The sequence below is a fragment of the Frigoribacterium sp. PvP121 genome (assembly GCF_017833115.1).
In the GTDB taxonomy this organism is placed as follows: domain Bacteria; phylum Actinomycetota; class Actinomycetes; order Actinomycetales; family Microbacteriaceae; genus Frigoribacterium; species Frigoribacterium endophyticum.
Window position 1 is genome coordinate 1248972 of the sequence record NZ_JAFIBR010000001.1, and the last position, 20499, is coordinate 1269470.

Sequence of the window (20499 nt, forward strand, 5' to 3'; positions counted from 1 at the left end):
CGGGTCCGCGGGGTCAGCCGTGCTGGCCGGGGAGGTCGCCCGCGAGGGCGAAGACCCGGGCGCCGAGCGCCACGTCGCGCTGCAGCTCCGCCGCGACGTCGAGCACCCGGGCCCGGAACGCCGCCGGGGCGGTGCCCCGCTCCTCCTGCCAGGGCGCCTCGCGGCGCAGCTCGACGAGGGCGGCCACCGTCGAGGGGCGGGCCCCGACCTCGGCGGCGCGGACGACCCACGGCTCGTCGGGCGCCCAGTCGACCACGTCGTCGGCGTGGCCGGGCGAGGAGGCGGTGAGCAGCAGGACGGTGTCGGTCGCGCCGACGCGGCCCCGGCGACGCGGCGGCACGTGGTCGACGCCGCCGCCGGCCCCGCTGGTCACGACCCACCCGTCGCCCAGCTCGCGCTGCACCCGTGCCGCGAGCGAGAACGACCACACCCGGTGGTCGAGCTCGACCACCGGCGACGGGAAGCGGAACTCCGTCAGGGAGATCGCGTCGAAGACGTCGTTCCAGGCGCGGAGGTCGTCGCGCAGCACGGCCGACAGCCCGAGCCCGGTCGCGTCGAGGAGCCCCCACTCGGGCCCCCGGCCCCAGAGCGGCGAGTCGCCGACGGCGTACTCGGCCATCAGCTGGAGCTTCTGTGGGGCGTCGGTCACGAGCGTCACGCTACCGCCGCCTCCCCGTCGTCCCGCGTCCGACGTCGACCGCACCCCGTGGCGCCCCGCGCTCAGCCGGCGTCGACGAGGCCGCGGCGGCGGTGCACCGCCCAGACGGTGCCGGCGACGCCGATCAGCACGGCCGAGACGACCATCAGCGCGGGCCAGCCGCCCATCGGCCACACGGCGCCCGCCAGCGCCGAGCCGATCGAGCCCCCGACGAAGTTGCCGACGACGAACGCGGTGTTGAGCCGGCTGCGCGCCGCGGGGTCGAGCGACAGCAGCCGCGTCTGCAGCAGCACCTGCGACGACTGGATGCCGACCGACAGCAGCGCGACGGCGATCAGCACCACGACGAGCGACCCGCCGCCGAGGCCGGCGACGACGAGGGAGACGAGCGTCACCGCGAGCCCGACCCCGATCGCGGGCACCGACAGGCCGCGGTCGAACAGGCGGCCCGCGCGCTGTGCCCCGACGGCGCCGGCGACGCCGACGATGCTGACGAGCCCGATCCGCGCCGGCGACCAGCCGTACGGCTCGGCCGAGAGCAGGAAGGTGAGGCCCGTCCAGAACATCGTGAAGACGGCCATGACGGAGGCGCCGATCACCAGCGAGACCCGCACCTGCCGTCGACGCGCCACGGTGGTCAGCACCGACCAGAGCAGCTGCCGGTACGGGGCGGCCGCGCGGCGGGGCAGCGACGGCACCGACCGCGCCATGAGGGCGGCGAGCACGACCAGCAGCACCGCCGCGACGACGTAGACGGCCCGCCAGCCGAGGGCGTCGGCGACCAGGCCGCTGATCGCCCGCGACACGAGGATGCCGAGGATCAGCCCGCTCGCCACCGTGCCGACCACCCGCCCCCGGTCGGCGTCGGTGGCGAGGTCGCCCGCCAGCGGCGTCAGCATCTGCCCGGCCACCGTCGTGAGGCCCACCAGCGTCAGCGCCACGAGCAGCAGCGGGAAGCTCGGGGCCGCGGCGCTCGCCGCGAGCGCCAGGGCGGAGAGCAGCATGATGAGCGGCACGGCCCGCCGTCGGTCGACCCGGTCGCCGAGCGGCACGATGAAGAAGACCCCGAGGGCGTAGCCCACCTGCGTCACCGTGATCAGCAGCCCGGTGGAGGCGGGGGAGGCGTCGAGGTCGCCCCCGATGATGCCGAGCAGGGGCTGCGCCCAGTACAGGTTGCCGACCGCGGCGCCGCCCGCGACCGCGAAGAGCAGGGTGCGGCCCCGGGTCATCGTCGCCGTCGAGGGCGAGCCGGGCGAGGTGGGGGCAGGAGCGTCGTTCGTCACCCGGTCGACGCTACGCACTCCCGGGCGGCCGAGGGAGGCCCGGGCGGTGACCCCTCCAGGTGCGCGGCGTAGCGTCGACGGCAGCAGGTGCGCCCCGCCTGCCGGGGCCGGCTCGCCGGCTCCTGGTCCCGACTCGTTTCCCGGAGCCGGGGCCGCCCCTCGTCCTCCGCCCGACTCGCCCTTCCCCTCCGGCCCGGCCGGTGCCACGATGTGCACGAGCGCCGACCGGCGCCGACCGGCCGCCGGCCGGTGCCGACCTCGACGACGAGGAGTCGACCATGTCCGTGCAGCTCACCCCCTACCTCGCCTTCCGCTCGCAGGCGAGTGAGGCGCTCGACTTCTGGGCCTCCGTGCTCGGCGGCACGCCGACGACCACCCGCTTCGGCGACTTCGGCGTGGGCACGCCGGCCGAGGCCGACAAGGTCATGCACGGCCAGCTCGAGACCGACGCGGGGCTCGTGCTGATGGCGGCCGACCGTCCCGACGAGATCCCGCTCGAGTCGGAGAACGCCATCTCGTTGTCGCTCAGCGGCGGGGCCGACGACGAGGAGGTGCTGACGCACTGGTTCGACGGCCTCGCCGAGGGCGGGCACGTGCACGTGCCGCTCGCGAGGGCGCCGTGGGGCGACTCGTTCGGGATGGTCGACGACCGGTACGGCATCCACTGGATGGTGAACATCTCAGGCGCGGGCGCGGGCTCTGCCGCTGATGCCGACGCGGGCCCCGACGGCGCCTGACCCGAGCGGGCCCCCGGCGGCCTACTCCTCCGTGATCGCCACGAGGCTGATCGGCACGCCCGGCGAGACCAGCAGGTCGGCCCGCTGGTAGCGCCCCTCGCCGATGTTGACCTCGAGCCAGAACGCCTCGCCCCCGGCGACGGCGGCGAGCACGCGCTCGCGCACCGCGTCGAGCTGGTCGCCGGGCAGCGTGTAGAGCACCCCGTCGTAGTGGACGTCGACGCGCTTGGTCACGAGGCGGCCCCGTTCGTGACGGGGGCGGCCCCGGGGGCCGTGCCCGCGCCTCCGGCCGGCCCGGCGGGCTCGTCGACGACCTGCAGGCCGATGTTGGTGTTGGCCGTCATCTCGAGCGCGCGGACCCACTCGGGGTTGATGCGCGGCAGACGGCTGCCGTAGTACTTGTAGACGAGCGGGATGGACGGGTGCAGCCAGATGGCGGTGCGCCCGTCGCCGACGGCATGGTCGTCCTTCCACGAGAAGTAGAACGACTCCCCGCGGCGCAGCTTCATGCCGATCACGATCTGCAGGTGCGCGAGGGTCCGGTCGTCGAAGTCGACGCTGAGCGCCTTGTCGTACGCGAACTTGCCCATGTCTGCCCCTCCGGCTGGGTGGGGGCGGCCCGGCCGGTCGCCCCTCCGCGAGCCCTGGCCCCCGGAGGGGACGAGGCTGCCCTCGAACGTATCGGTCCCCGCCCGGTGCCTGTCCAGGGCTTGTGCCACCCCCTGCTCGGGGGGTAATGGGCCTCGGCCCTGCGGTGTCCGGGCCCTGCCCGCGTCAGCGCCGCGTGAGGATCGGGCCGCGCGGCGTGAGGAAGCCGTGAGGAGCCCCGGTCGGCCCCGCTGCCCGGTGTCTACTGACTCGCTGTGCCCGCCACGGGCACCGGGCCCGAGCGGGCCCGCCCCGTCAGCCTCCCTGGGAGTCGTCGTGCTCGACATCGTCTACCTGCTCGCCGTCATCGCGGTCTTCGCCGTGATCGCCTTCGTCGCGAAGGGGGTCGAGAAGCTGTGATCGTCTTCGAGATCGGCGCCGCCGTGCTCGCCGTCGCCGCCCTGGTGTACCTCGTCTGGGCCCTCGTGCAGCCGGAGCGCTTCTGATGGACGCCCTCCTCGGCGTCCTCCAGGTCGCCACCGTCGCCGCGGTGCTCGTCGTGGCCTACCGCCCCCTCGGCGACCACATGGCCCGCCTCTACTCGAGCACCCGCCACCTCCGCGCCGAGCGCGTCGTGTACCGGCTGATCGGGGTCGACGGCTCGGCCGAGCAGAGCTGGCCCGCCTACCTCCGCGGCGTGCTGAGCTTCTCCGTCGCCGGCGTGCTCGCGCTCTACGCGATCCAGCGCCTACAGGCCGTGCTGCCCCAGTCTCTCGGCTTCCCCGCCGTGCCCGAGGGCCTCGCCTTCAACACCGCCGCCTCGTTCGTCACGAACACGAACTGGCAGTCGTACTCGCCCGACCTCACGCTCGGCTACGCCGTGCAGCTCGGCGGCCTCGTCGTGCAGAACTTCGTCTCCGCCGCGGTCGGCATGGCCGTGGCCGTCGCGCTGATCCGCGGCTTCGCCCGCGTGCGCACCGGCACCGTCGGCAACTTCTGGGTCGACCTGACCCGCGGCGTCGTGCGCCTGCTGCTGCCCCTCGCGCTGCTGAGCGCCGTCGCGCTGATGATCGGCGGCGTCGTGCAGGACTTCACGGGGTTCACCGACGTGACCACCCTGACCGGCGGCACGGCGACGATCCCCGGGGGCCCCGTGGCCTCGCAGGAGGCCATCAAGATGCTGGGCACGAACGGCGGCGGGTTCTTCAACGCGAACTCCGCCCACCCGTTCGAGAACCCCACGCCGTGGACGAACGCGCTCCAGGTCGTGCTCATGCTCGTCATCCCGTTCTCGCTGCCGCGCACCTTCGGCACCATGGTCGGCTCGCCCCGTGAGGGCCGCGCGATCGCGCTCGTCATGGCGCTGTTCTTCGTCGTCTCGCTCACGGCGCTCACGATCTTCGAGCTCCGCGGCGCCGGCACGGCACCCGAGCTGGCCGGCGGCGCGATGGAGGGCAAGGAGGCGCGGTTCGGCATCATCGGATCGGCCCTGTTCGGCACGACCTCCACCCTGACCTCGACCGGCGCCGTCGACTCGATGCACGACTCGTACACGGCGCTCGGCGGCCTGATGCCGCTGCTGAACATGATGCTCGGCGAGATCGCCCCCGGCGGCGTCGGCTCGGGCCTCTACGGCATGCTCGTGCTCGCCGTCATCACGGTGTTCATCGCCGGGCTGCTGGTCGGCCGCACGCCGGAGTACCTGGGCAAGAAGCTCGGCCCGCGCGAGATCACGCTGGCCAGCCTGTACATCCTCGTCACGCCGACCCTGGTGCTCACCGGCACGGCGCTGAGCTTCGCGTTCCCCGCCGTCCGGGCCGACGTCGAGGCGACGTCGATCTGGAACCCCGGGGTGCACGGCTTCACGGAGGTGCTCTACGCCTTCACCTCGGCGTCGAACAACAACGGCTCGGCCTTCGCCGGGCTCACCGCGAACACGCCCTGGTTCAACACCGCGCTCGGGGTCGCCATGCTGCTCGGCCGGTTCGTGCCGATCGTGCTGGTGCTCGCGCTCGCCGGGTCGCTCGCCGCCCAGGACAGGATCCCCGCCACCGCGGGCACCCTGCCCACCCACGGGCCGCTCTTCGTCGGCCTCCTCGCCGGTGTCTCCGTCGTCGTGACGGCGCTCACCTACTTCCCCGTCATCGCACTCGGGCCTCTCGCCGAAGGGCTGAACTAGACCATGCCGACACCATCCGACACCTCCACCGGGGCCTCGACCCGCGACTCCCGCACGACCGGCTCCGCCGGGGCCCCCGGCGACCCGACCGGCGAGGCCGGCACCGGCGCCCCCGCCGCGGGCCGCCCCGCGGCCTTCGGCCCGGCGCAGCTCGCCGCGGCCCTGCCCGGCGCCCTGCGCAAGCTCGACCCGCGCCGCATGTGGCACGACCCGGTGATGTTCATCGTCGAGGTGGGCGCCGCCTACACGACGCTGCTCGCCGTCGCCCAGCTCTTCGGCGTGGGCGACGCCACCTCCGGCGGCTCGCCGGTGCCCGGCTCGTTCACGGTCGCCATCGCCGTCTGGCTGTGGCTCACGGTCGTGTTCGCGAACCTCGCCGAGTCGGTCGCCGAGGGGCGCGGCAAGGCGCAGGCCGAGACGCTGCGCGCCACCCGGACGAGCACGACGGCGCGTCGCGTCGCCTCGTACGACGCCCACGGCGACGCCTCGGCCGAGCACGCCGCCGTCGACGACGTCTCGTCGGCCGACCTCGGGCTCGGCGACGTGGTCGTGGTGACGGCCGGCGAGCTCGTGCCGGGCGACGGCGACGTCGTCTGGGGCATCGCCTCGGTCGACGAGTCGGCCATCACGGGCGAGTCGGCCCCGGTGATCCGGGAGTCGGGCGGCGACCGCAGCGCCGTGACCGGAGGCACCCGCGTGCTCTCCGACCGCGTGGTCGTGCGCATCACGAGCAAGCCGGGCGAGACCTTCGTCGACCGCATGATCGCGCTCGTCGAGGGCGCGAAGCGCCAGCGGACGCCGAACGAGATCGCCCTGAACATCCTGCTCGCGAGCCTCTCGATCGTCTTCGTGGTCGTCGTGCTGACCCTGAACCCGATCGCCGGCTACAGCGACGCGTCGGTGAGCGTGCCGGTGCTGATCGCGCTGCTCGTCTGCCTCATCCCGACGACGATCGGCGCGCTGCTCAGCGCGATCGGCATCGCCGGCATGGACCGCCTGGTGCAGCGCAACGTGCTCGCCATGTCGGGCCGCGCCGTCGAGGCGGCGGGCGACGTCACCACCCTGCTGCTCGACAAGACCGGCACCATCACCTACGGCAACCGCCGGGCGGCCGAGTTCACGCCGCTCGACGGCGTCGCCGAGGCCGAGCTGGTGGAGGCGGCCGCCACGTCGTCGCTCAGCGACCCCACGCCCGAGGGCCGGTCGATCGTCGACCTCGCGCTCACCACCGGCTGGCACGAGCAGGGCGTCGACCGCTCGACGATCGTGCCGTTCACGGCGCAGACCCGCATGAGCGGGCTCGACCTGCCCGACGGCACCGAGATCCGCAAGGGCGCCGCCGGCTCGGTCATCGCGTGGGTGGAGGAGGGCGGCCGGCTGGCCAGCACCGAGCACGACGAGCTGACCGGCCGCGTCGAGGCCGTCTCGACGGCGGGCGGCACCCCGCTCGTCGTCGCGGTCAAGGACGCCGGAGGCGCGGCGCGCGTCCTCGGCGTCGTCCACCTGAAGGACGTGGTGAAGGAGGGCCTCCGCGAGCGCTTCGCCGAGCTGCGCGCCATGGGCATCCGCACCGTCATGGTCACGGGCGACAACCCGCTCACCGCGGCGGCGATCGCCCGCGAGGCCGGGGTCGACGACCACCTCGCCGAGGCCACCCCGGAGGACAAGCTCGCGCTGATCCGCCGCGAGCAGCAGGGCGGCGCGCTGGTCGCGATGACGGGCGACGGCACGAACGACGCCCCGGCGCTCGCCCAGGCCGACGTCGGCGTCGCGATGAACACCGGCACGTCGGCCGCGAAGGAGGCCGGCAACATGATCGACCTCGACAGCGACCCGACGAAGCTGATCGACGTCGTGCGCATCGGCAAGCAGCTGCTCATCACCCGGGGCGCGCTGACGACGTTCTCGATCGCCAACGACGTGGCGAAGTACTTCGCGATCATCCCCGCGATGTTCGCCGGCGTCTTCCCGGGGCTGGGGCTGCTCAACGTCATGCAGCTCAGCTCGCCGTCGTCGGCCATCCTCTCGGCGATCGTCTTCAACGCCCTGGTCATCGTCGCGCTCATCCCGCTCGCCCTCCGCGGCGTCCGGTACCGGGCCGCGTCGGCGTCGTCCATCCTCGGCCGCAACCTGCTCGTCTACGGGCTCGGCGGCGTCGTGGCGCCGTTCGTCGGCATCAAGCTGATCGACCTCGTCGTCAGCCTGCTGCCCGGGTTCTGAGCCCGCGCCTCCCGCAGCACCACCTCTCGCAGCACCCACCTCGCAGCACCAGAGACAGACAGAAGGACTCACCATGAACGCACGCAGCACGCTGCGTCAGTACGGCACCGCCCTGCGGGCCGTCGTCGTCGCCACCCTCGTGCTCGGCGTCGCCTACACGCTCGTCGTGACGGCGGTCGGGCAGCTGGCCGTCGGGCACCGGGCGAACGGCTCCGAGGTCGAGGTCGACGGGCAGGTCGTCGGCTCGTCGCTGATCGGCCAGTCGTTCACCGACGACGACGGGGCCGCCCTGCCCGAGTGGTTCCAGTCGCGGCCCTCCGCCGCCGGCGACGGCTACGACGCCTCCGCGTCGAGCGGCAGCAACTGGGGGCCGGAGGCCCCCGACCTGATCGCGGCGATCGAGGAGCGCCGGGCGGCCGTGGCCGAGAGCGACGGGGTCGACCCGGCGAGCGTCCCGGTCGACGCGCTCACCGCCTCCGCGTCCGGCCTCGACCCGCACGTCAGCCCGGAGTACGCGCGCGAGCAGGTCGAGCGGGTCGCCGCCGCCCGCGAGCTGCCCGTGGCCGAGGTGCGCGAGCTCGTCGAGCAGCACGTGCAGGGGCGCGACCTCGGCTACCTCGGCGAGCCGACGGTGAACGTGCTCGAGCTGAACGTGGCCCTGGCCGAGCTCGGGCGCTGACGAGGGGCGGTGCCGGGGGGCACTGACGAGGGGCGGTGCCGGGGGCGCACGAGGGCCCGGGCACGTGATCGTGCCCGGGCCCTCGTGCTGCCGCGGTGCGCCGCCGCGGGGCGGTCACCGCGGGGCCGGGAGCCTAGGAGGCGGGGGTCGCCGCGACGAGGAACTCCACCGTGCCGCTGTCCTCCACGCTGACGAAGCCGAGGTCGGGGGCCTGCACCCCGTAGTCGGAGAAGGTGACCGGGATCGACCCGCTGATCTGCACCCCGTCGCCCGAGAGCGCGGCCTGCAGCGGAACGGTGACCTGCTGCGTGACGCCGTGCATCGTCAGCTCGCCCGTGGCCTCGGTCGTCGCCACCTCGCCGTCGGCGGGCACCGCGGCGTCGATCGGCTGCGTCAGGGTGAAGGTCGCGGTCGGGAACTGGTCGGTCTGGAGGGCCGTGCCGCGGAAGTACTCGTCGCGGTTGCCGCTGTCGGTCGCGATGCTCGCGACGTCGACGTCGATCGTGGCGGCCGAGACCGACGAGCCGTCGACGGTGATGGTGCCGGTGACCTGGTCGGTCGTGCCGACCACGGTGACGTCGGTGCCGTTGAGCACCTCGTCGACGCGGTAGCCGGCGGTGCTGCCGTCGCCGACCTGCCAGTCGCCGGTCAGCTGGCTGGCGTCGAGGGTGCTGCCGCCGGCGGTCGGCGCGACGGTCGGGGCGACCTCGGGGGCGCCGACGACGACGTCGCGGTAGAAGGCGGGGCCGGCGAACGCGGCGGTGGCTCCGAGGCCCACGACGACGGCGGCACTGACTCCGATGATGATGCCGGTCTTCTTCTTCACGGTGTTCTCCTGCTGGTCGAGGGCGGCGACGACGGAGGTGCCGTCACTGGGAACGACGGGCAGCGGCTGTCCGGGGTTCAGCCTCCCAGCGCACTGTCAGGTCCGCCGCGACCGCGGAGCGGGCAGCCCGGGGTGCGAAGATGCCGCGACGGTGAACCATCCGGCCCCCCGTCTCGTCGTACAGGTGAGGAGGTGGCGATGGACGTCGACGGAGCAGCCCGGCTGCGCGCCCTGCACGACGCGCACGGCGACGTGCTCGTGCGCTACGTGCACCGCCTCACCGGCGACCACGGCCTCGCCGAGGACGTCGCGCAGGAGGCCCTGCTGCGCGCCTGGCGCAGCGCAGCCATCCTCGCGGAGGACGACGAGCCCGCCCGCCGCTGGCTCTTCACCGTCGCCCGCAACCTCGTGATCGACGACCGCCGCAGCGCGCGCCGCGCCCACGAGTTCCCCACCGACGACCTGCCCGAGGGCGCTCCCGTGACCGACGCCTCCGACGCCGTCCTCGACCGCCTCCTCGTCGCGGACGCCCTGGGCTCGCTCTCGGGCGAGCACCGCCGCGTCGTGGTGAGCTGCTACTGGCTGGGTCGCACCGTCGCCGAGACCGCAGAGATCGAGGGGGTGCCGGCCGGGACGGTGAAGTCGCGGCTGCACTACGCCGCGAAGGCCCTCCGGCTCGCCCTGCAAGAACGAGGAGTCACCCGATGACCGACCGCGACGGCCGCCCCGACGCCCGCCGAGAGCCCGAGCTCCGCCGCGAGCACGACGCGGTCCACGAGTGGGACGCCGCCTACGTGCTCGGCGGCCTGAGCACCGACGAGCGCGCCCGCTTCGAGCGGCACCTCTGCGGCTGCGAGGCGTGCACCGCCTCCGTCGCCGACCTCGCCGGGCTCCCCGCCGTGCTCCGCCTGCTGCCCGTCGACGACGCCGTGACGGTCGCGGGGGAGGCGCGGGTCGCCTCCCCGGAGCCCGCCCCCGTCGAGACGGGGGTCGGTGCCGCCGAGCCCGACCCCGAGGAGTCGCGGGCCGGCACACCAGCCCCCGTCGCCGACCCGTCGCGCGGCTCCCGCACGCCCGCCCGTCGACCGGGCCGTCCTGCGCCGCGACCCCGCGCCTCCGGCCGGCCCTCCTCCCCGCGGCGGCGCGCCCTGGTCGGCGCGGCCGCGGTGCTCGCCGTGGTGCTGCTCGCCGGCGGCGGCTACGCGCTGGGCTCGTCGTCGGGCCGGGGCGCTGAGCCCACGGCCTCGGTCACCACCCCGACGCCCGCCGTCCCCGTCGCGATGACGTCGCTGGTGGGGGGCGCGGTGACCGCCGACCTCTCCGTCACCGCGACTCCCTGGGGCACGCGCTTCGACTGGGAGTGCGCCTACGCCGCCGACCTCGAGGGCACCGGCGTCTACGACCTCGTCGTCGAGGAGGTCGACGGCACCCGCACGGTCGTCGCCACCTGGGACAGCGCGCCGGGCGGCGCCGCGGGGCTCGCGGCCTCGTCGAAGCTGCCGCTCGACCGCCTGCGCAGCGTCGAGATCACAGCGGCCGACTCGACCACCGTCCTCACCCGCACCACCCTCTGAGCCGCAGCGCCCTCTGCCCCGTCCTCCCGGGACGACGAGGGCCCCGCCCGGCCGGTGCCGGGCGGGGCCCTCGTGTCGCCGCTCAGTCGGCGTCGACGTCGTCCGCTGACGGGTCGTAGTACGCGCGGTGCTCGCCGAGCGGCTCGGCGAGCGCCCGCGACAGGAACGTGCGGCGTTCGAGCATGGTGCACCTCCTCCGAGGTCGACGGGCGGGCAGGGGCGGCCGGTGCGGGTCGACGGCTACGCCGTCGCCGCCTCCGGCGAGGCCGACAGCTGCTGCGCCCCACCGTCGCCCGACCGGGCGCTGCCGACCTCGATCCGCCGCGGCTTCGCCCGCTGGCTGACCGGGATCACCACCGACAGCACGCCGTTGTCGTAGTTCGCCGTGATGCCCTCGGTGTCGACGCCGTCGCCCAGGCTGAACTGGCGCCGGTACGAGCCGTGCGGGCGCTCCTGCGCGAGCCAGGTCGCCCCGGCGTGGTCGCCGGCCGTGCGCCGGGCCGTGATCGTCAGCAGCTGGCCGTCGACGTCGACGTCGACGGACCCCGGATCGATGCCGGGCAGGTCGGCGGCGAGCACGTACTGGTCGCCCTCGCGGTACAGGTCGACGGGCATGGCCTTCGGGCCCTGGCGCTGTGACAGCAGGGTGCCGGCGAGACGGTCGAGCTCGGTGAAGGGGTCGAAGGACAGGGCCATGGGTGCTTCCTCTCTTAGTCGTGGCCGAGACCTTGAGTCACCTCGACTCAAGGTCGATGACACGATGATAGGAACGCGGGGGCGTCCCTGCCTCAACGGATCCTCCGAGCCCGCTCAGACCTCGCTGAGAAGCCCCTCCTCACGACGACGAACCACGTCCTGGCCCGCGAACCAGGCCGCGGCGTGGTTCCGCTGCGACTTCGTGGTGCATCCGGGGACGCGGCGAGACCCCGTGACCACGAGGAGGCGCCGAGCGCCACGCCCGGTCGGCTCCGACCCCGGCTCGGTACCGTCGGGGGCATGACCCTCGACCCCACCACAGGACAGTCGCTCCGCGAGTACATCGAGCAGCTCCGGCACGAGGGCTACCGCGTGTCGGGCGGCCACACGGTCGAGCCCGAGCTGATCGACCCGGCGGGCAACCCGGTCTACACGTGGCGCGAGGACTACCCGTACGACGAGCGCCTCGACCGGAGCGAGTACGAGCTGGAGAAGTACCGGCTCCAGGTCGAGCTGCTCAAGTGCCAGAACTGGTTCGTCGAGACGGGCCGCAAGGCCGTCGTGCTCTTCGAGGGGCGCGACGCCGCCGGCAAGGGCGGCACGATCAAGCGCTTCACCGAGCACCTCAACCCCCGCACGGCGCGGGTCGTCGCGCTCAGCACGCCGAGCGACCGGGAGAAGGGCCAGTGGTACTTCCAGCGCTACGTGGCCGCCCTCCCGACCTCCGGCGAGCTCGTCCTCTTCGACCGCAGCTGGTACAACCGGGCGGGCGTCGAGCGGGTGATGGGCTTCTGCACCGACGACGAGTACGAGACGTTCATGCAGCAGGCCCCCGTCTTCGAGAAGATGCTCGTCGACGCGGGCGTGCACGTCACGAAGTTCTGGTTCTCGGTGTCGCAGAAGGAGCAGCGCACGCGCTTCGCGATGCGGCAGCTCGACCCCGTGCGTCGGTGGAAGCTCTCGCCGATGGACCTCGAGTCGCTGGGCCGCTGGGACGACTACACCGCCGCGAAGGACGAGATGTTCCGCCGCACCGACAAGAAGCACGCGCCGTGGACGATCGTGCGGTCGAACGACAAGAAGCGGGCACGGCTGAACGCGATGCGGTTCTTCCTCGGCCAGTTCGACTACGACGGGCGCGACGACGCCGTCGTCGGGCAGCCCGACCCGCTCATCGTGATGCGGGGCAAGCGGTCCGGCGACGGCGACTGACGGGCGGGCGGAGGAGCCGGGGGAGGCGCCCCCGCCCGCAGGGGGATCGGTCCGGCCTAGCGGCGCCAGCCGAGCAGCCCGGCGAGCGGGCGCTGCTGCTCGCCCTGCTGGGCGCCCATCACGAGCACGACCCCGGTCAGCACCGGGATGACGAACTGCAGCGCCTTCTGCTTCTTCTGCGCCGCGGCGAGGGTCTTGGAGGCGGTGGCGTCGGGCTCGGTGACGCCCTCCGCGCCCTGCTCCGCGTTCTTCGCCATGATGCCGCCCTCGATGCCCGACCACACGGTCGCGCCGACGGCGGCGAGGGTGACGACCGACTTCACGACCGTGTTGCGGCGCGACGACGGCTGGCCGCCGAGGCGGCTCTTGTTGCCGACGATCAGGCCGACCCCGCCGATGCCGTGGGCGATGATCGCGGCCCACTGCACGGGCGCCCACTTGGCCCAGCCGATCGACGAGAGGCGGAGGCGCTCGACGGGGTCCTTCGCCTCCGCCGTGCCGCCGTTGAGGCCGACGGCGCCCATGAGCGTGCCGCCGAACCAGGCGGCGGCGCCGAGGTCGTGCAGGCTGCGGACGAAGGTGTTGCGCTGAGACATGAGTTCTCCCCGAGGTCGATGGTGTGCGGTCCGGGGCACGGTAGGCCGCCTCCGCGGAGCCCGGAGGGCCTTGACGAACGGGCTCGGATGCGCTCCGCGCGGGCGACGGCTCAGCGGTCGACGGGCCGGTCGGCCTCCTCGGCGGCCCGACGCTCGCGGAACGCGACCATGTTCATCCGGTTGCCGCAGCGCACGCTGCAGAACCGCTTCGAGCCGTTGCGCGAGAGGTCGACCAGCAGCCCGTCGCAGTCGTCGGCCGCGCAGGGGCGCAGCCGCGCCGTCTCGTCCGACCGGACCACGTCGACGAGGGCGAGCACCGCCTCCACCAGGATCCTGTCAGCGAGCGGCGCGCTCTGCGGGGTGGCGTGCAGGTGCCAGTCGAGGTCGTCGTGGCGCACGAGCCGGGGCACCGCGTGCAGGCGCTCGAGCAGCTCGTTGACCGGGCCGACCATCTCGTCGCGGGGCAGCAGCCAGAGCTCGCGGAGGCGCGTGCGGGCCCGCCGCACCGCCTCGAGCTCGGCCTCGTCGCGGTCGCGCCGCCCCGAGAAGCCGAAGGTCGTCATGAGCGCGTCCAGCTGGGCGGGCGTCGCGAGCTCGTCGTCGCCCGAGCGCGACGCCCCGGCCGTCGTGTTGACCAGGGCCGCGTTGAAGTCGAGGACGTCTTCCGTGTCAGGGGCGAAAAGCAATTTGACTCCTTGTCGTCTCCCGCTCTAGCGTCAGGATCAACAGGCCGTACGGCCCTGACTGGAGGGTACCCCGTGTCTCGTCGCCATCTCTCGACCGGCCTGCTCGTCGCGGTCGTGGCCGCCGCCTCATTCGGGGTCTCCGGGCCCTTCGTGAAGCCGCTGCTCGAGGGCGGCTGGAGCCCCGTCGCCGCGGTCGCCCTGCGTGCCCTGGTCGGCGGCGTCGTGCTGGCGCCGTTCGCGCTCGTCGCGCTGCGGGGCCGCCTCGCCCCGGTCTGGCGCGCACGACGACGGGTGCTCGGCATGGCCGTGGTCGGGGTCGCCGGCACGCAGGTCTTCTACTTCGCCGCCATCCAGCACATCCCCGTCGGCACGGCGATCCTGCTCGAGTACACGGCGCCCCTGCTGCTCGTCGCCGTCGCGTGGGTCGCCACCCGGCGACGGCCCGCCGCCGTCGTGCTCGTCGGGTCGGCCGTCGCGGCGGCCGGCCTGCTGCTCGTCGTCTCGCCCGCCGGCGGGGGAGCGCTCGACCCCGTCGGCATCGCCCTCGGCGTCGCGGCGATGGTCTGCTGCGCCGGGTACTTCGTCATCGCGGCCCTGCCCTCCGACGGCCTGCCGCCCGTGGCGCTGGCCGCGTCGGGGCTGCTCGTCGGCTCGGCTCTGCTCGGCCTGCTGGGGCTCACCGGCCTCGTGCCCTTCACCGCCACGGCGGACGACGTCGTCGTGCTGGGCAGCACGGTGCCCTGGTGGGTGCCGATGCTCGTCGTCGGCCTCGTCGCGACCAGCCTCGCCTACGCGACGAGCATCACCGCCAGCTCGATGCTGGGGTCGCGCCTCGCCTCGTTCGTCGGCCTGCTCGAGGTCGCGGCGGCGGCGATCTGGGCGTGGGTGCTGCTCGACGAGCAGCTGACCGCGCTGCAGCTCGTCGGCGGGGCGCTGATCGTGGCGGGCATCGTCGCCGTGCGGGCCGACACGAGCGCCGAGGCCGACGACTCGGCGAGCGTGCTCGTGGCGGCGGGTGTAGAGGAGCCGGAGCGGTCGGCGCCGTCCCCCACCTGACCGTCCGTCGTGCATCTGGCCCTCGCCGGGCGGACCTCCCTAGCGTCGAGGGAGAAGTCGGGGAGGCGCAGCAGCGCCGAGCCGACGACCACCCCATCGATCAAGGAGCACACTATGGCACAGGCCATCGAGACCGTCGACGTCAGCGTCCCCGTCTCCGTCGCGTACAACCAGTGGACCCAGTTCGAGGAGTTCCCCAAGTTCCTCGACGAGGTCGAGTCCATCACGCAGACCACCCCCACCCTCACGGTGTGGAAGGTCAAGGTCGGCCCCGTCGAGAAGACGTTCGAGGCGGAGATCACCGAGCAGCACCCCGACGAGCGCGTCGCCTGGAACAGCACGGGCGGCGAGGTCGACCACGCCGGCGTCGTGACCTTCCACAAGCTCAGCGACTCCGAGACCCGCATCACGGTGCAGATCGACTGGACGCCCGAGGGCTTCCTGGAGAAGGTCGGCTCGTCGCTCGGCCAGGACAACCGCGCGATCAAGAAGGACCTCCAGAACTTCAAGGAGTACATCGAGTCGCAGGGCCAGGCCGACGGCGCCTGGCGCGGTGACGTCCAGGCCTGACCCGGCCGGGCTCACCCCCGCACTCCCCGAGACGCCTCGCGGCGGACGACCACGGTCGACCGGCGCGGGGCGTCTCGTCGTCGTGGGGCGCCGGCGCGGGCCGCCGGGCGTCAGCCGATCGGGGCGGCGGCGGGGGGCGCGAGGCGCAGTCGCTCCTCGCGGGCGGTGTCCCAGACGGCGGGGGCGACGTCGTCGTCGCGGTACGACGGGCGGCGCGGGGCGTGGGCCGGGGCGGTCGCGGCGTTGGGGGCGGCGAGCTCGGGCGTCTGCGGGGCGACAGGCGTGGTCATGCGGTTCTCCTGGGTGTCACGGCGGGGTGCGTCAGACGATGGTGCGTCACGGAGTCCTCCACGTGCTGCCCCCAGTAGGAGGCGGGAGGCGCGTCCGGCCCCGCCCCCGGGCGTCCGTCGTCGACGAGCGATCGTACCCCGTTCCCAGCGTGCTCGGAGACACGGCCGCGCCTCCCTCGGGTCGTCGGCCCGCGCCTCCCGGGCCGGCGCCGGACGTCGCGCGGGCCGGCCCGGAGTCGCCGTCGCTCAGCCGCGGGCGAGCTGCGGGTAGAGCGCCTCCAGCGGCGCCGACAGGGCGGCCTTCACCTGGCGCGAGGTCTCGTCGGCGAGCACCTCGTGCTCACCGGCCTCGAGGGCGTCCAGCACGTCGGCCACGAGCACGGCGGGGTCGGTCTTCGCGTCGTCGACGCCGGCGGCCATCGCCGTGTCGACGTAGCCGACGTGCACGCCGACGACCTGCACGCCCGCGGGCTGCAGCTCGAGGCGGAGCGAGTTCGTCGCCGACCAGAGCGCGGCCTTCGTCGCCGAGTAGATGCCGGCGACCGCGAACCAGGAGAGGGCGGAGTGGATGTCGATGATCGCCGTGCCGCCGCCGTGGGCGCGGAGCAGGGGGGCGTAGGCGCGGGCCAGGAAGAGGGGGCCGAAGAAGTTCGTCTCGACGTTCTCGCGGATCTCGGCGTCGGTGTTCGCGAGGATGCCCGGCTCGGGGGCGTTCGCCCCGGCGTTGTTGACGAGCACCGTGACGTCGGGGGCCGCCTCGACGACGGCGGCGATCGATGCGGCGTCGGTGACGTCGAGGGTGAGCGGCACGACGCGCTCGTCGCTCCAGCTGCGCGGGGTGCGGGCCGTGGCGTAGACCTTCGCGGCGCCCCGGGCGAGGGCGGCCTCGACGAAGCGGGTGCCGATGCCGCCGTTGGCGCCGGTGACGAGGACGACGGAGTCGCGGATGGTGGTCATGGGGTTCCTTCCAGGGTGTCGGGGCGGTGCGGTCGCGTCGCCCCGGGCGGGTCGTCGTCGCTCGTGAGTGGGATGATGCGGTGCGCGTACCCGATCGCCAGCGACTGACCCTCGTCACAACTGAGCGGAGTCAGTTCTCATTCCAGGAGTTCCCATGTCGTCGACATCCGCCCCGCTCGGCCGTCGAGAGCGCAACAAGCAGGAGAAGCTCGAGCGCATCACCCGGGCCGCGTCCGACCTGTTCTCGCGGCACGGCGTCGACGAGGTCACCACGCAGCAGGTCGCCGAGGCCGCCGACGTCGGCGCGGGCACGCTCTTCCTCTACGCGCGCTCGAAGGGCGAGCTGTTGCTGCTGGCGCAGAACGCGGCCTACGAGCGCGCGCTCGAGCGGGGCCTCGCCGCGGCGGCCGGCGAGGCGGCGCTCGTCGACGCGGTGGTCGCCCTCGTCACGCCGATCGTCGAGTGCAACCGCAGCCACGTCGAGAACGGCCGCACCTACCTGCGCGAGATGGTCTTCGGCGACGCCGCCGAGCCGCACCACGCGGCGGCGCTCGCGATCGTGGCCAGGACGGAGGAGGCGCTGGCCGACATCGTCGCCGACCGTGCCGGTCGGAGCCCCGAGGAGGCCGCCGTGCTCGCCCGCGTCGTCTCGGCCGTGCTCATGGTCGCGATGGCCTCCGCGGTCGACGAGTCGCTCGAGGTGCCCGAGATCGTGGCGGCGCTGAGGGCTCAGCTGGAGGTCGTGCTCCGCGGGCAGTGACGAGCGGCGACGCGGGGGCGTCCGTGTCGGTGCACAGTGTGCAACTCGTTGGGCTGCGGTCACTCGGGCGACTCCGCGGCGACACCGGCCGTTCACCCTGCCCGACTGCACTGTGACGGTCCCCCGATCAGGGGGTGACGACCTCCCCCCGCACCACCGATCACCTGGAGCTGGACCACACGATGTCACCACCACCCGCCGCACCCGCGCGGCCCTCGCCACGGGAGCGATGGCGCTCGCCGCCTCCGTGGCCCTCCTCCCCGGAGCCGCGTTCGCGGCGACCCCCGCCGACGTCGCCGAGAACGGCGGCGCCGCCCGCAGCTCCGACGACAGCACGCAGGCCCTGCTCGACTCCGTGCAGGCCGGCCCCGCGAAGAACGTCATCCTGCTCATCGGCGACGGCATGGGCGACTCCGAGATCACCTCGGCCCGCAACTACCAGTACGGCGCCGGCGGCGAGCTGCCCGGCATCGACGCGCTGCCCCTCACCGGCCAGTACACGACCTACTCGCTGACGAAGGCGGGCAAGCCCGACTACGTGCCCGACTCCGCCGCCACCGGCTCGGCCTGGGCCACCGGCACCAAGACCTACGACAACGCGATCTCCGTCGACATCGCGGGCACTCCGCAGGACACCCTGGTCGAGATCGCCAAGGCCAACGGCAAGAAGACCGGCAACGTGTCGACCGCCGAGATCCAGGACGCGACGCCGGCCGTGCAGGCCGCCCACGTCGCCGCCCGCAGCTGCTACGGCCCCGACTCGGTGACCCAGTGCGGCGCCGACGCCCTCGACCAGGGCGGTCTCGGCTCGATCAGCGAGCAGATCATCGGCACGCGCGCCGACCTCACCCTCGGCGGCGGCTCGGCGTCGTTCCGCCAGACCGCCCGCGCCGGCCAGTACCAGGGCGAGTCGCTCTTCGACCAGGCCGCCGACCGCGGCTACCAGGTCGTCGGCGACGCCGCCGGCCTCGGCGCCCTGACGGCTGCCGACCAGGCCTCGCCGGTGCTCGGCACCTTCACCGACGGCAACTTCCCGACCCGCTTCGCGCCCAGCACGGCGACGGTCGGCGGAGCCGACCTCGCGCCCCAGGCGTGCACGCCGAACCCCGCCCGTCTGTCGACGGACCTCTCGCTCCGCTCGCTGACCGAGAAGTCGATCGACCTGCTCGACGGCGACCAGGGCTTCTTCCTCCAGGTCGAGGGCGCCTCCATCGACAAGCGCGACCACAGCGCCGACGCCTGCGGCCAGATCGGCGAGGTGCTCGACCTCGACGAGGCCGTGCAGGCCGCGCTCGAGTTCGCGAAGGCCGACGGGAACACGATGGTCATCGTCACCGCCGACCACGCGCACACCAGCCAGATCGTCGACAGCACGCCCCCCGCGACGCTCAGCACCGCGCTCCTCACCACGGAGGGCAGCACGATGAAGATCGCCTACGGCACCGCCGCGGCCGGCGGCTCGCAGCAGCACACGGGCACGCAGCTCCGCGTCGCGGGCTACGGCCCCGGCGCCGCGAACGTCGTCGGCCTGATCGACCAGACCGACAACTTCTTCACCATCGTGAACGCGCTCGAGCTCGACCGTGACCTCGACGGCCTGAGCGCCGACGGCACGATCTCGGCCCCCGCCGAGGTCGCCCCCGGCACCGACTTCACCGTCACCGCCTCGGGCGTCGAGGGCGACCGTCAGGTCTCCGGGGTCTACACCCCGGCGTCGGGCGACCCCGTCGACCTCGGCTACGTCGACGTCGTCGACGGCGTCGCGACCTTCACCGTCACGGCCCCGACCGCCCTCGGCGCCGGATCGCTGACGCTGATCGGCGTGCAGTCGGGCGTCGAGCTCCGCGCTGACGTGCTGGTCGCGGCGGGCGCGCCCACCCCGGCCCCCAGCGCCTCGCCGACCCCCGCCGCCGTCCCCGGCGGCTCGGGCACGGGCGCCGGCGGCGCCGGCACGACGGCCTCGGGCTCCGGCCCGCTGGCCTTCACCGGCTCCGACGTGGTCCCCGCGCTGCTCCTCGCGCTGATGCTCGCGGGCACCGGTGCGGTGCTGGTCGCGCGTCGTCGCCGCCGCTCCGTGATCGACCACTCCGGCGCCCAGCTGTAGCGGACGGGCCGGGCGACCGGCAGATCACAGGAGGCGCGGTGCCCGACGGCACCGCGCCTCCCGTCGTCCTGCCCCGGGCCTCGCCGCCTCAGCCCACGCCGCCCGCGAAGGTGGCGGGGTCGACGGGGCGCCGGGCACGAGGGAGCCCCTCGACGACGAGGAGGTACGACTCGGTGACGAGGTCGTCGAGCAGGTCGGCCTGCACGTCGTCGCCGGGCCGGACGGTGATCCAGTGCCGCTTGTTCATGTGCCAGCCGGGCGACACGTCGTCGTGCTGGGCGCACAGCGCGGCCGCGTCGTCGGGGGCGGCCTTGACCGTCACGACGGGCTGGCCGGCGACCTCGGCCATCAGCAGGAAGACCTTGCCGCGCACCTTCCAGACCTCCCAGTCGGGGCCGAAGGGGTGCTCGAGGCCGGCACCCGGCAGCTCCTCGGCGCGGGCGGCGGCGCGCTCCTGCAGCGAGTCGGCGTGCATGTCTCCTCCGGGGGTCGGGGGGGCGGGGGCGGCGGCCGCGCGGGCGGAACGACGAGCACGAGCCTACGACGACGTCCGTGACGCAGCCCTACCCCGCGGAGCGCCTTATGTCCAGAACTACCTGGGCCGGTCACGCTCCGGCATCGTGAGGGAGTCTCGGCCGGGGTTCAGGTGGCCGAGGCGTGCTCTCGCCGGTCGGGCCCGGGGGAGCGGCGGCAGGGCCCCGTTCGGGTCGGGTCCCTGCCGCCACGGCCCGTCACGACCGCTAGCCTGGGCACCTGAGGAGAGCCGAGCGGGCGCGTCACCGACGTGGTCACGCCGCCGAGGGCGGCGCCGCTGAACGGGCTGGCGCA

At 74.0% G+C, this 20499-nt stretch carries 24 protein-coding genes; 13 read left to right on the forward strand and 11 right to left on the reverse strand.

Annotated features, from left to right (window positions below):
* Positions 1–13: 13 nt before the first annotated feature.
* Together JOE43_RS05810 and JOE43_RS05815 are read right to left on the reverse strand one after the other, a co-directional pair.
* The gene (locus JOE43_RS05810; protein ID WP_209515673.1) at positions 14–649 is read right to left on the reverse strand and encodes a hypothetical protein; all 636 of its coding nucleotides are present in this window, start codon (positions 647–649) and stop codon (positions 14–16) included.
* 71 nt (positions 650–720) lie between these two features.
* Positions 721–1941, reverse strand: a complete 1221-nt coding sequence (locus JOE43_RS05815; RefSeq protein WP_307803254.1) for an MFS transporter — start codon at positions 1939–1941, stop codon at positions 721–723.
* A 278-nt stretch (positions 1942–2219) separates the two neighbouring features.
* On the opposite strand from JOE43_RS05815, the gene JOE43_RS05820 reads away from it, so the two are divergent.
* A complete protein-coding gene (locus tag JOE43_RS05820; RefSeq protein ID WP_209515676.1) occupies positions 2220–2678 on the forward strand; it encodes a VOC family protein in 459 nt (152 codons plus the stop codon).
* Positions 2679–2699: 21 nt separating this feature from the next.
* Here JOE43_RS05820 and JOE43_RS05825 read toward each other — a convergent pair whose 3' ends face one another.
* Both JOE43_RS05825 and JOE43_RS05830 read right to left on the reverse strand, forming a co-directional pair.
* Complete coding sequence (locus JOE43_RS05825; protein WP_209515680.1) at positions 2700–2912, reverse strand: hypothetical protein; 213 nt, start codon at positions 2910–2912, stop codon at positions 2700–2702.
* A complete protein-coding gene (locus JOE43_RS05830) occupies positions 2909–3268 on the reverse strand; it encodes an ATP-dependent DNA ligase (protein ID WP_209515683.1) in 360 nt (119 codons plus the stop codon). Before JOE43_RS05830 ends, JOE43_RS05825 begins: the two co-directional genes overlap by 4 nt.
* 256 nt (positions 3269–3524) lie before the next feature.
* On the opposite strand from JOE43_RS05830, the gene JOE43_RS05835 reads away from it, so the two are divergent.
* From JOE43_RS05835 to kdpC, 5 genes are all read left to right on the forward strand, one after another.
* A complete protein-coding gene (locus JOE43_RS05835; protein ID WP_192128571.1) occupies positions 3525–3686 on the forward strand; it encodes a hypothetical protein in 162 nt (53 codons plus the stop codon).
* Positions 3683–3772: a potassium-transporting ATPase subunit F gene (locus tag JOE43_RS16140; protein WP_156369875.1), complete on the forward strand. Its 90-nt coding sequence runs from the start codon at positions 3683–3685 to the stop codon at positions 3770–3772. Before JOE43_RS05835 ends, JOE43_RS16140 begins: the two co-directional genes overlap by 4 nt.
* Positions 3772–5445: a potassium-transporting ATPase subunit KdpA gene (kdpA, locus tag JOE43_RS05845; protein ID WP_209515686.1), complete on the forward strand. Its 1674-nt coding sequence runs from the start codon at positions 3772–3774 to the stop codon at positions 5443–5445. Before JOE43_RS16140 ends, kdpA begins: the two co-directional genes overlap by 1 nt.
* Positions 5446–5448: 3 nt before the next feature.
* Entirely contained in the window at positions 5449–7665 is a 2217-nt protein-coding gene (kdpB, locus tag JOE43_RS05850) for a potassium-transporting ATPase subunit KdpB (RefSeq protein WP_209515703.1), read from the forward strand.
* A gap of 73 nt (positions 7666–7738) precedes the next feature.
* Complete coding sequence (gene kdpC, locus JOE43_RS05855; RefSeq protein WP_056052256.1) at positions 7739–8344, forward strand: potassium-transporting ATPase subunit KdpC; 606 nt, start codon at positions 7739–7741, stop codon at positions 8342–8344.
* Positions 8345–8477: 133 nt separating this feature from the next.
* On the opposite strand, the gene JOE43_RS05860 is transcribed toward kdpC, so the two are convergent.
* Complete coding sequence (locus JOE43_RS05860; RefSeq protein WP_209515706.1) at positions 8478–9170, reverse strand: YceI family protein; 693 nt, start codon at positions 9168–9170, stop codon at positions 8478–8480.
* Positions 9171–9368: 198 nt separating this feature from the next.
* On the opposite strand from JOE43_RS05860, the gene JOE43_RS05865 reads away from it, so the two are divergent.
* Both JOE43_RS05865 and JOE43_RS05870 read left to right on the forward strand, forming a co-directional pair.
* Positions 9369–9878 carry a sigma-70 family RNA polymerase sigma factor gene (locus JOE43_RS05865; protein WP_056052262.1) on the forward strand — a complete coding sequence of 170 codons (510 nt, stop codon included), beginning with the start codon at positions 9369–9371 and terminating at the stop codon, positions 9876–9878.
* A complete protein-coding gene (locus JOE43_RS05870) occupies positions 9875–10744 on the forward strand; it encodes an anti-sigma factor (protein ID WP_209515709.1) in 870 nt (289 codons plus the stop codon). Before JOE43_RS05865 ends, JOE43_RS05870 begins: the two co-directional genes overlap by 4 nt.
* Before the next feature lie 240 nt (positions 10745–10984).
* Here JOE43_RS05870 and JOE43_RS05875 read toward each other — a convergent pair whose 3' ends face one another.
* Positions 10985–11440, reverse strand: a complete 456-nt coding sequence (locus JOE43_RS05875) for an Hsp20/alpha crystallin family protein (RefSeq protein WP_056052267.1) — start codon at positions 11438–11440, stop codon at positions 10985–10987.
* A 300-nt stretch (positions 11441–11740) separates the two neighbouring features.
* On the opposite strand from JOE43_RS05875, the gene ppk2 reads away from it, so the two are divergent.
* Positions 11741–12652 carry a polyphosphate kinase 2 gene (gene ppk2 / locus JOE43_RS05880; RefSeq protein ID WP_209515712.1) on the forward strand — a complete coding sequence of 304 codons (912 nt, stop codon included), beginning with the start codon at positions 11741–11743 and terminating at the stop codon, positions 12650–12652.
* 56 nt (positions 12653–12708) lie between these two features.
* On the opposite strand, the gene JOE43_RS05885 is transcribed toward ppk2, so the two are convergent.
* Positions 12709–13248 (reverse strand): hypothetical protein, encoded by a 540-nt coding sequence (locus JOE43_RS05885; RefSeq protein WP_209515715.1) that lies wholly within the window; start codon positions 13246–13248, stop codon positions 12709–12711.
* Positions 13249–13358: 110 nt separating this feature from the next.
* On the reverse strand, positions 13359–13934 hold the full coding sequence (locus tag JOE43_RS05890; protein WP_209515719.1) for a CGNR zinc finger domain-containing protein: 576 nt from the start codon (positions 13932–13934) through the stop codon (positions 13359–13361).
* Positions 13935–14006: 72 nt separating this feature from the next.
* Between JOE43_RS05890 and JOE43_RS05895 the strand changes: the two genes are divergently transcribed.
* On the forward strand, positions 14007–14990 hold the full coding sequence (locus tag JOE43_RS05895; RefSeq protein ID WP_209515723.1) for a DMT family transporter: 984 nt from the start codon (positions 14007–14009) through the stop codon (positions 14988–14990).
* Between the two features lie 114 nt (positions 14991–15104).
* The gene (locus tag JOE43_RS05900) at positions 15105–15560 is read left to right on the forward strand and encodes an SRPBCC family protein (protein ID WP_056052276.1); all 456 of its coding nucleotides are present in this window, start codon (positions 15105–15107) and stop codon (positions 15558–15560) included.
* A 110-nt stretch (positions 15561–15670) separates the two neighbouring features.
* Here the strand turns inward: JOE43_RS05900 and JOE43_RS05905 are convergent, their stop codons facing one another.
* Entirely contained in the window at positions 15671–15850 is a 180-nt protein-coding gene (locus JOE43_RS05905) for a hypothetical protein (RefSeq protein WP_209515725.1), read from the reverse strand.
* Between the two features lie 246 nt (positions 15851–16096).
* The gene (locus JOE43_RS05910) at positions 16097–16807 is read right to left on the reverse strand and encodes an SDR family oxidoreductase (protein WP_056052281.1); all 711 of its coding nucleotides are present in this window, start codon (positions 16805–16807) and stop codon (positions 16097–16099) included.
* A 154-nt stretch (positions 16808–16961) separates the two neighbouring features.
* Between JOE43_RS05910 and JOE43_RS05915 the strand changes: the two genes are divergently transcribed.
* Together JOE43_RS05915 and phoA are read left to right on the forward strand one after the other, a co-directional pair.
* Complete coding sequence (locus tag JOE43_RS05915; RefSeq protein ID WP_167258025.1) at positions 16962–17567, forward strand: TetR/AcrR family transcriptional regulator; 606 nt, start codon at positions 16962–16964, stop codon at positions 17565–17567.
* 229 nt (positions 17568–17796) lie between these two features.
* Positions 17797–19671 carry an alkaline phosphatase gene (gene phoA / locus JOE43_RS05920; RefSeq protein ID WP_209515728.1) on the forward strand — a complete coding sequence of 625 codons (1875 nt, stop codon included), beginning with the start codon at positions 17797–17799 and terminating at the stop codon, positions 19669–19671.
* A gap of 88 nt (positions 19672–19759) precedes the next feature.
* Here phoA and JOE43_RS05925 read toward each other — a convergent pair whose 3' ends face one another.
* A complete protein-coding gene (locus JOE43_RS05925) occupies positions 19760–20146 on the reverse strand; it encodes an MmcQ/YjbR family DNA-binding protein (protein ID WP_167258029.1) in 387 nt (128 codons plus the stop codon).
* Positions 20147–20499 lie beyond the last annotated feature (353 nt).

What these genes read in the sequence shown, in the direction of transcription:
- JOE43_RS05820 (WP_209515676.1), top strand. Translation starts at nt 2,220, where the DNA reads ATGTCCGTGCAGCTCACCCCCTACCTCGCCTTCCGCTCGCAGGCGAGT.
- JOE43_RS05830 (WP_209515683.1), bottom strand. Translation starts at nt 3,268, where the DNA reads ATGGGCAAGTTCGCGTACGACAAGGCGCTCAGCGTCGACTTCGACGAC.
- kdpA (WP_209515686.1), top strand. Translation starts at nt 3,772, where the DNA reads ATGGACGCCCTCCTCGGCGTCCTCCAGGTCGCCACCGTCGCCGCGGTG.
- kdpB (WP_209515703.1), top strand. Translation starts at nt 5,449, where the DNA reads ATGCCGACACCATCCGACACCTCCACCGGGGCCTCGACCCGCGACTCC.
- kdpC (WP_056052256.1), top strand. Translation starts at nt 7,739, where the DNA reads ATGAACGCACGCAGCACGCTGCGTCAGTACGGCACCGCCCTGCGGGCC.
- JOE43_RS05865 (WP_056052262.1), top strand. Translation starts at nt 9,369, where the DNA reads ATGGACGTCGACGGAGCAGCCCGGCTGCGCGCCCTGCACGACGCGCAC.
- JOE43_RS05870 (WP_209515709.1), top strand. Translation starts at nt 9,875, where the DNA reads ATGACCGACCGCGACGGCCGCCCCGACGCCCGCCGAGAGCCCGAGCTC.
- JOE43_RS05875 (WP_056052267.1), bottom strand. Translation starts at nt 11,440, where the DNA reads ATGGCCCTGTCCTTCGACCCCTTCACCGAGCTCGACCGTCTCGCCGGC.
- ppk2 (WP_209515712.1), top strand. Translation starts at nt 11,741, where the DNA reads ATGACCCTCGACCCCACCACAGGACAGTCGCTCCGCGAGTACATCGAG.
- JOE43_RS05885 (WP_209515715.1), bottom strand. Translation starts at nt 13,248, where the DNA reads ATGTCTCAGCGCAACACCTTCGTCCGCAGCCTGCACGACCTCGGCGCC.
- JOE43_RS05900 (WP_056052276.1), top strand. Translation starts at nt 15,105, where the DNA reads ATGGCACAGGCCATCGAGACCGTCGACGTCAGCGTCCCCGTCTCCGTC.
- JOE43_RS05905 (WP_209515725.1), bottom strand. Translation starts at nt 15,850, where the DNA reads ATGACCACGCCTGTCGCCCCGCAGACGCCCGAGCTCGCCGCCCCCAAC.
- JOE43_RS05910 (WP_056052281.1), bottom strand. Translation starts at nt 16,807, where the DNA reads ATGACCACCATCCGCGACTCCGTCGTCCTCGTCACCGGCGCCAACGGC.
- JOE43_RS05915 (WP_167258025.1), top strand. Translation starts at nt 16,962, where the DNA reads ATGTCGTCGACATCCGCCCCGCTCGGCCGTCGAGAGCGCAACAAGCAG.
- phoA (WP_209515728.1), top strand. Translation starts at nt 17,797, where the DNA reads ATGGCGCTCGCCGCCTCCGTGGCCCTCCTCCCCGGAGCCGCGTTCGCG.
- JOE43_RS05925 (WP_167258029.1), bottom strand. Translation starts at nt 20,146, where the DNA reads ATGCACGCCGACTCGCTGCAGGAGCGCGCCGCCGCCCGCGCCGAGGAG.